Genomic DNA, 7,683 nt, shown 5'->3' with positions numbered 1-7,683 from the left:
TTTAAAACTCTTTGAAAAAAAATGAATTGGTACAAAACCTAGTGGCAAAATATACAAAACCTGCTGGCAAGCTACAGTCATATAAAATCAAAAAGTTATAGCGCCATAAAAGTGCTGTGGCGGAGGGGGTGGGAGCGTTATATTTATATAAAATCAATAAGTTATATAAAAGTTCGGGAGTTTTGATTCCGTTGATTATTTTAACTTATTTTATGTCTATCCCGAACCTTTTTGTAGCTTTTTGATTGCTTCTATTGCAAGTCGTTTTCTATCAGCTGTTTTGGTATAAAGGGATGCCATTTTATCTTCTGTCCAGCCAAAAAGCGCTTTCATTTGCGAAACTGTCGCACCAGCATTGGCTGCACGTGTTGCTGCTAATTTTCGCAATCCGTGCGCTGATTTTTTAATACCCGCCGCATTACATGCTTCACGAAAGAGGTTGCCAAAACTTTCTTTGACAAGCTTATTTCCACCTTTACCACAAATAAATGTTTCATTACCTATGGGACCAATTTTAAGGGTTTCCTCTAGTTCTGGTAAAATAGGAAGAAAAACATCTGTTTTAAATTGGCTCTTTTCTGTTTTGAGATAAATGATATTATCTTTGACGTCTTTCCAGCCGATACGAACGGCATCACCACGACGCAAGCCTGTATAAAGAAGAACATCAATCCAGACGCGTTCATGTGTACCATGTGACCAACGGTGATAATATTTGTCTATGTCCTCTTCTAGCCATGGCAGTAATCCCTCACTGTTTAAAGATTTTGGTGCTTTTATATTAAAGGCAGGATTTCTATTTAAAAGGGCATTATCAACCGCCCAATTAAAGAGACCGTTTAAAGAGGTCAAAAAATGTTTTGCAGCCGCGGGGGTCTCTCGCCTTCTGTCTACGGCTTCAAGCATGTGTTGTTTGTTTATGCTTTTATATGCACGATTACCGATATGTTTAGAAACATTATTCAGAATTCGATATTTAACTTTTTTAGTAGATTCTGATTGATTATGCCATTGCATGCTTTGTAAATACTGATGCAACAACCAATCGAAAGACCCTTCTGTGAGTCTGGTACGCCTCTTTGTTTTGGAGGAGCCATTTTGAGCTTGCTTAAGAGCAAGCGTATAATTATCGACAAACTCTTGCGTTCCATAGGTTCCTTCAATCCGAAACCGTGGTCCATGACCAATACGTACATACCATATGATTTTACCATGGCGTGTGCGTTCACGAACAAGATGCGGTGGACGGCGTTTTGGCATGGCTAAAACTTTATACCGTCAACAGAGGGACACGATTTGCTGGTATCGTAGTCTTTTTGTTCATTTTCAAGCGGTGGAAAATCGACAATGCTATAAGTATTATCTATCGTTCTGGGTGTTACGATTTTATTGATATGAATTAATAATTCACCAGTAGGCTTGATTTCTACAACCTCTGCTCCTTGTTTTTTAGCTTCTCGTAAAGCACGTGCAATGGCTGGTTGTGTTATAGTAGGTTGGCGGTGTGCCATATCTGTTCCCCTTCATTTTAGATGCAATTCCCCCGTGGCGTGAATCACGCATGTGTTAAAAGTTGTTAGTAAATGGGTGGGGGTGCTGGGAGGAGAGAGCACCCCCATAGGTTTAAGCAGCTTTTGCCAAAATCTTTTGCATCTCTTGTTCTATTTCCCCTAAAAAGATTTCGACCGCTTTATTGATCTCTTCAATGTGTTTCTCATCACGATTGACGCGTTTGATTTTCATTCTCAAACCAGTAGATTTGCCTACAAAGTTTGGATTATAGCTCATGAAATCACACCATTTGCGTCCAGTGCATGCCATTTGGAATTGCATCTGTGCGATATATTCAGGCTTGATTTCGTCATAAATAAAAAAACGAAGATGGGTTGTTGATTGTGGACATTTGACTTCGATTAAACCGTCCTCTCCAATGAACCCATCAGGACTAGCCCCCGCCATTTCCATTTTGGGGTGTGGGATAAACCCGCATCTTGTGACTTCTGCGTCATAAATGAATTCATATTCTCTCAAGGCATTCTCTTCATGTTCAATGCCCCATTGCATAGCAGGTGTTGTATAAGATTGGCTTATTTCCTCTATTAAGCGTTCTGTCATGAGTTTCGTTTTGTAGTCTTCATATTTGCTTGTAGGCAAACCTTTTGCTGTCTTACTGAGTACGTTGTAAACGTTTGAAGCAGTGACTTTTCCTAAGCGCGCTTGAAACCATTCTGCTGTTCTTTGTTCCATCTCACACCGCCGTTTGTTGTTGAGTTGGTGCATATTCAATATCTTGTATAGGTGCATCTAATTGCTCTTGTTGTGCTTTATTCATTTGCTTTCGTTGCTTTTTTTTCAAAGAAAACAAAGCGTTTTGTGCTTGTTTATAAGACATATCTTTTAGATTTTTTACTCCTATGAAAGAGAGAAGCCTACTTTCTTCAGATTGTGTTTTTTTAATTAATTCTTTGATTTCATTCATCTGTTCAGGAGAGATACCCGCAAGAAGTGTTATTCCATCTGTATCGTCTTCTTTTCTTGCAACATTAAGAAGCATGCCTAAGAGATATCTACGTGCGTAGCTTATAGTAGAACCAACCGCTTGTGTGTTATTTTTGCTTCCTGTAGCATCAATGGGAAATGTTCCTTGTGTTGATATTTCATTGCCCGATATATGCTTTAAAGTCATTTCTACAGTTATGTCATTTGAACTCTGGTCTTTGATACGAGAGAACAAGGCAAAGTGATGTTTTGAAAGAGGTTCTTTAATAGCATCAATATATTTATCAAGCGTTGTATAGAGGCTTTTAGTATGTGTATTAATGGCGTTTTGTTCGATATCTTTGTATTCCATTTGCATAGCAGAAAGATCACGGACAAAGTTTTGGCGCTCTTGTCGTTCTATCTCCTTTTCTCGCAATTCGAGAAGGCTCTTGAGACGGTCCAGATCAACATCATCTTTTAAAGCTCTTTCTAAAATAAGTTCCATAGCTGTAGGTTTGATTTCACAATCGTTTGTTTTATTTACTTCTGTTAGGCTAGTGTTTTGTTTACTCATCTTAATTTCCTCCATTGGAGCGCAATTCACCCGTGGCGTGAATCACGCTTGTGTTAAAATCTTTGTTTTTTGTTGCTAGAAACGGCTTATGTAGCTTATATCGCTTGCTGAATAGTCACTTTCGTAGATGATTGAATTGCGTCCACGAATTTCAAGATCACCAGAAATATTTACATTATCGAAAATATATACTCCATCTAGAATTTTCATATTTCCGGAAATGTGTGCTTTATCACTTATATAAGCATTTCCATAGACACGGGCATTGCCATAAACATGGCCCAAAACTCGAGCCTCACCATAAATTTGTGCATTGCCGTAAACTTGTGCATCATATTCAACATATGCTCCACCGCAAACTTTTGCATTTTCATAAACACGCGCCCTTCCTGTAATTTCTGCGCATTCAAATACTTGTGCATTGCCGAAAATCTTAGCGTCACCATAAACCATAGCTTTATGCCAAACCCAACAATCGCCTTCATGCGATAGGTTGTCTTCTTTTTGTATATAGCCGCCTAAGTAACCTTTTTTAATATTTCTAAAATCTCTTAATGCACGTATGCGATAAAGTTTTTTACTTTTATCGGTTCTTGCATCATAAAATTCTTTTATTTCATCAGTAAGTTCGTATTTTTTCATCTGTTTTTTTTCTCTAGTTGAGATTCTTTTATCGTCATCAATCCAATCGTTCCAACATACACATGCATCACCGTAAATTTCTGCATGACCGTAAACATGCGCATCACCGTAAACATGCGCATTGCCGTAAACACGCGCCCTATCGTAAATGTATGGCTCTTCGTAAACTTGTGCATTGCCATAAACTTCTGCATTATCAAAAACGCTAGGTTCACCGCAAATATATGCATCACCGTAAATTTCTGCATGACCGTAAATGCATGGTTCATCGAAAACTTCTGCTTTGCCATAAATACGAGAATTGCCGTAAACATGTGCATAACCGTAAACTTGTGCATTTTCGTAAACCTTAGCATCACCAAAAACCTTGGCATAACCATAGACTTTTGCATAATCCCCAATCCAGCAATTGCCATCATGACTTAGATTGTCTTCTTTTTGTATAAAACCGCCTAGGTCATCTGCTTTAACATCATCAAAATCCCTTAAAGCACGAATACGGTGAAGGGTTTTGCCATCAAACTCAATTGTTTCATCAGTCAGTTTGTATTTCTTTTCCATGGTTTTTGCCCCTACCTTAAGATAGCATCACTTCCATAAAATGCTGTTTTGCCAGCTACTATGGCATTACCACCAACTTTTGCGTTATTATAGACTTCGGCATCTTCATAAACCTTGGCGTTTTCATAGACATATGCATTTTCATAAACCCACGCCTCATCACCAACCCAACAATTGTCATCATGGCTAAGATTTCTTTCAGTCTCTACAAAGCCACCAAGATCACCTTTTTTAATATCTCCGAAATTCTTTAATGCACGTATGCGGTAGAGAGTTTTTCCATCAACTTTAATTGTCTCATCAGTCAGTTCATATTTCTTTTTTATCATAATAACCTCCTCTTAATGCATGCTTTGTCTTTTAAGCTCTTGAGACAGCAGCCCCATACCTTTTGTGGTGATTTTTGCGCAAGGAATGACCTTTTCTATTCCATTTGCGGTTTGAAGTGTGATAGTTGGACAATCCATAAGTTGCTTTTGGATTTTGTCTTGATAAGGTAGCAAATTTCCACCTGCTGCTCGTCTGTAAACCCAACCTTTTTGCTGTAAGAATTGAATGAACTGTTTTGGTTGCATCTCAAGTATTTTAGCGGCTTCTGTAAGACCGAAGAGTCCATCATGGCGCTGTAAGCTTTCAAGAGCCATGGCTTTTGGTGTTAAATCTTCAATGATGGTGTCTTTTTGATCTATTTGACCTTGTAGGTAATTCAAAAAGCCAATCATAGCCTTTGGACTTGAGTAATCGATTTGTGGTGTAACAACTTGCTTTGCACGCCGCTCGCATTCAATAAAATATTGACGGGCTTGTTTTCCTTTTTCATTACGCTCTACCATGGCGAGCTCTTTTGCCATGTCTAATGTGAGGTGATAGTCTATAGCTGTAACAGCTCTAGATTTTGCGCTCCCCAATTTTGGGGACCGCAAATCTTGTGTTTTTATGAAATCATTTCCCTCTTCAAATTCATATTGATGAATACGGTCCTTAATCCAAGTAGAGAAATCTTTCCCAATTTCCAAAAACGCATGTAACTCACGAGCGTTGACCGTTTGAACGGTTTCGTGTTTGATTGTATTGTGCTGGATAGCAATAGGCTTTTCCATTACGAACCTCATATTGATGGGATTGATGAATGAAAGGGGGCGCTTTTAAATGCGCCCTTAAGAATTTTTAAAGCACATCACAAGGACGCAAACGGTGTTGTTGTTCGTAGGTCCCGTAGACCTCATCATTATATTTTTCTTCTGCTAACTCAGATAAAAGATCATGGTAAGCATTACTTTCACGTACAAAGTAATGAACCTCACTATCCTCATGGAGATGTTCAATATTTGCTTCTACATATGCGTCTGCAATCTCTTCAGAGATATCTTCACAATTATTCTCAGAAGGATTTATACGAAAGATTTGGATTGCATCATCTACCTCAGCAACAATGCTTAGAATTTGGCTTGCATCAAGTGGTCCAGACTCTGCAATGTTTTGATTATCATCGTAGGAAACTAATAAAATTTCATTGGAATTAATAAGAATTGGCTTATCCATAATTTTTCCTCCCTAACGCCTCTTGGCGATTGTTTGTGCGTGGTTTATGGATACCAATGTAGCGATTTTAAAAACAAAGTCAACAAAAAATGTAGCGATTTTAAAAATTTTTTAAAAGTAATAAACTAAAGGCTTGCTTGAAGAAAAGTATAAAAATATTAACTCATATTCTGGCTGGCTTAATCCAGTCGATAGGTGCACACCATTCTAATTCTACATCTACGATATCAGCATATTTTCCATTTATACTGGATAAAACCCATTTCCCTTTTTCTTTCCCTAGACGTAATACTTTGATGTAAACTTTTCCACATTTAGTTTTTATGATGGCGCGGTTGTTAATAAGATCCTCTGGTGGCAAATGATAGGAATAAAAAAGAAGGCTTCCTTCTTCAATGGCTGGAAACATAGAATCACCTACCACGCGAACAGCAACAGTTCCTTTAGGAGCAGATGGCGGGGCTTCTACTTCTTCTAGACAACCAGAATCTATTGCGATTATTTCTCCTCCGGCTCCTACAGATCCAATCAAAGGAACTAAGTGATTAGTAGGAATAGAAGCACCTGTAAGCTTTGATATTTCTAATAATTCTCGAGCAGAAATATCTCTTGTTCCTTTTAGCATTTTATTGACGGCAGCACGATCTATCGAGCGACCTAAAGAAGCGGTTAGCTGTCTTGAAAGCTCTGATTGGCTTAATCCAGCTTCAGATAAGGCATTTTGCAACCATTGTGAGATACTTATTGTCATATCTTTATTGTAGGTACGTTGTATACAATCGTCATTTTCTAATTTAGCAACATGTGGTTTCATTATTAATTTTCCTTCTTGACATTGTTTTTATAATCGCTACATAATGTGCTATGAAACAATTTTCGGAAATAATAAATCTATTAGGTGGGGTTCGTAGGGTATCTCAGTTGCTTGGGGTGCATAGAACACGCGTATATGTCTGGCTCCGTCCTATATCAAAAGGTGGAACTGGTGGGAGAATTCCAACAAAACATATCCCAATTCTTTTGAATGAAGCCAAAAGAATTGGAGCACCGATTAAGGCAGAAGACTTTTTCTCGTTTTTTTATAGGACGCAATCATGTGATTCTAAATTATCTTCACAATCTGCTTTTACTGCTGCTTCTACAGATAATAATGAACAGCAACAGCACCCTTCACAGGTTTAAAGAGAAAGATCAGAGATGATAGATGTCCCACATATCACTATAAGTAAGGTCAAGTTGATTAATCTTGTTAATAAGATTGGACGTGAAGATATATATTATGGTGTTCGCTCGCCTAATCAGACATGTGAAAGTTGCATAGATCCCTCATCAACAGGTTATCTTGTCTATATACTGCAAAATATTTTTGCGCGTGATGATAGAAATTATTTTCCGTTATTGCCATACGATGATTTTAATCAATGGTTTTCATCTGCCTTTACGCAAGCTTTTACAACTTGGTTTGATAATTATTTTTCTCAAGATTTGTCATCTTTTCATCGCCTAAATGAGCTACTTTTGTTTACAGCTTTAGTCGAAAGTAATCTTGGCTTCTTAAGGGATGACCTCATCAAAAAAAGAGAAGAAGAAATCAAATTAATAAATGATGCGTGTAGTGTGCGTCTGAATTGAGTTAATCCACTTTTTTAAAGTCTATGAGGTCGGTTTGTGTTGTTACAGTCATTTTTTCAAGACAAGCAGTCACAACACGCTCTGTCATAGCACACATATAAATACGCAACAGCAAGGGGGATTATGATCACTAATGCACAAACCATTCTCTGTCTTGATCTAGGCACTAAGACTGGCTGGGCGCTTCGTGATGCAGATGGTTTTATCACAAGTGATACAGAACATTTTCAATCACGCCGTTTTGAAGGCGG

At 38.0% G+C, this 7,683-nt stretch carries 11 protein-coding genes and 1 pseudogene; 2 read left to right on the top strand and 10 right to left on the bottom strand.

The genetic code is table 11. From position 1 onward, the window contains the following. Window positions 1–216: 216 nt before the first annotated feature. From ACFIML_RS08620 to ACFIML_RS08575, 10 genes and pseudogenes are all read right to left on the bottom strand, one after another. On the bottom strand, window positions 217–1,260 hold the full coding sequence (locus ACFIML_RS08620) for a tyrosine-type recombinase/integrase (RefSeq protein ID WP_375615513.1): 1,044 nt from the start codon (window positions 1,258–1,260) through the stop codon (window positions 217–219). A gap of 2 nt (window positions 1,261–1,262) precedes the next feature. Next, entirely contained in the window at window positions 1,263–1,511 is a 249-nt protein-coding gene (locus ACFIML_RS08615; protein WP_375615512.1) for a hypothetical protein, read from the bottom strand. Window positions 1,512–1,623: 112 nt separating this feature from the next. Continuing rightward, entirely contained in the window at window positions 1,624–2,247 is a 624-nt protein-coding gene (locus ACFIML_RS08610; protein WP_375687938.1) for a lambda exonuclease family protein, read from the bottom strand. A gap of 1 nt (window position 2,248) precedes the next feature. Further along, on the bottom strand, window positions 2,249–3,055 hold the full coding sequence (locus ACFIML_RS08605; RefSeq protein ID WP_375687936.1) for an ERF family protein: 807 nt from the start codon (window positions 3,053–3,055) through the stop codon (window positions 2,249–2,251). Window positions 3,056–3,130: 75 nt separating this feature from the next. Then, complete coding sequence (locus tag ACFIML_RS08600; protein WP_375607539.1) at window positions 3,131–3,697, bottom strand: hypothetical protein; 567 nt, start codon at window positions 3,695–3,697, stop codon at window positions 3,131–3,133. A gap of 87 nt (window positions 3,698–3,784) precedes the next feature. Then, window positions 3,785–4,258 (bottom strand): annotated as a pseudogene (locus ACFIML_RS08595) (hypothetical protein); the annotation flags it as partial. 11 nt (window positions 4,259–4,269) lie between these two features. Then, complete coding sequence (locus ACFIML_RS08590) at window positions 4,270–4,587, bottom strand: hypothetical protein (RefSeq protein WP_375607537.1); 318 nt, start codon at window positions 4,585–4,587, stop codon at window positions 4,270–4,272. 12 nt (window positions 4,588–4,599) lie between these two features. Then, a complete protein-coding gene (locus tag ACFIML_RS08585; protein ID WP_375687934.1) occupies window positions 4,600–5,358 on the bottom strand; it encodes an antA/AntB antirepressor family protein in 759 nt (252 codons plus the stop codon). A gap of 67 nt (window positions 5,359–5,425) precedes the next feature. After that, the gene (locus ACFIML_RS08580; RefSeq protein WP_375615509.1) at window positions 5,426–5,800 is read right to left on the bottom strand and encodes a hypothetical protein; all 375 of its coding nucleotides are present in this window, start codon (window positions 5,798–5,800) and stop codon (window positions 5,426–5,428) included. Window positions 5,801–5,963: 163 nt separating this feature from the next. Further along, window positions 5,964–6,614, bottom strand: a complete 651-nt coding sequence (locus ACFIML_RS08575) for a S24 family peptidase (protein ID WP_004854224.1) — start codon at window positions 6,612–6,614, stop codon at window positions 5,964–5,966. 50 nt (window positions 6,615–6,664) lie between these two features. Between ACFIML_RS08575 and ACFIML_RS08570 the strand changes: the two genes are divergently transcribed. Together ACFIML_RS08570 and ACFIML_RS08565 are read left to right on the top strand one after the other, a co-directional pair. After that, a complete protein-coding gene (locus tag ACFIML_RS08570; protein ID WP_375607575.1) occupies window positions 6,665–6,982 on the top strand; it encodes a hypothetical protein in 318 nt (105 codons plus the stop codon). Between the two features lie 15 nt (window positions 6,983–6,997). Continuing rightward, window positions 6,998–7,432, top strand: coding sequence for a hypothetical protein (locus ACFIML_RS08565; RefSeq protein ID WP_120100899.1), 435 nt, complete (start codon window positions 6,998–7,000; stop codon window positions 7,430–7,432). Window positions 7,433–7,683 lie beyond the last annotated feature (251 nt).

This window comes from Bartonella sp. AC62GZZY (genome assembly GCF_042196525.1).
In the GTDB taxonomy this organism is placed as follows: domain Bacteria; phylum Pseudomonadota; class Alphaproteobacteria; order Rhizobiales; family Rhizobiaceae; genus Bartonella.
The sequence above is the reverse complement of the archived record's forward strand: the minus strand, read 5'-3'. Positions and strand labels throughout refer to the sequence as shown.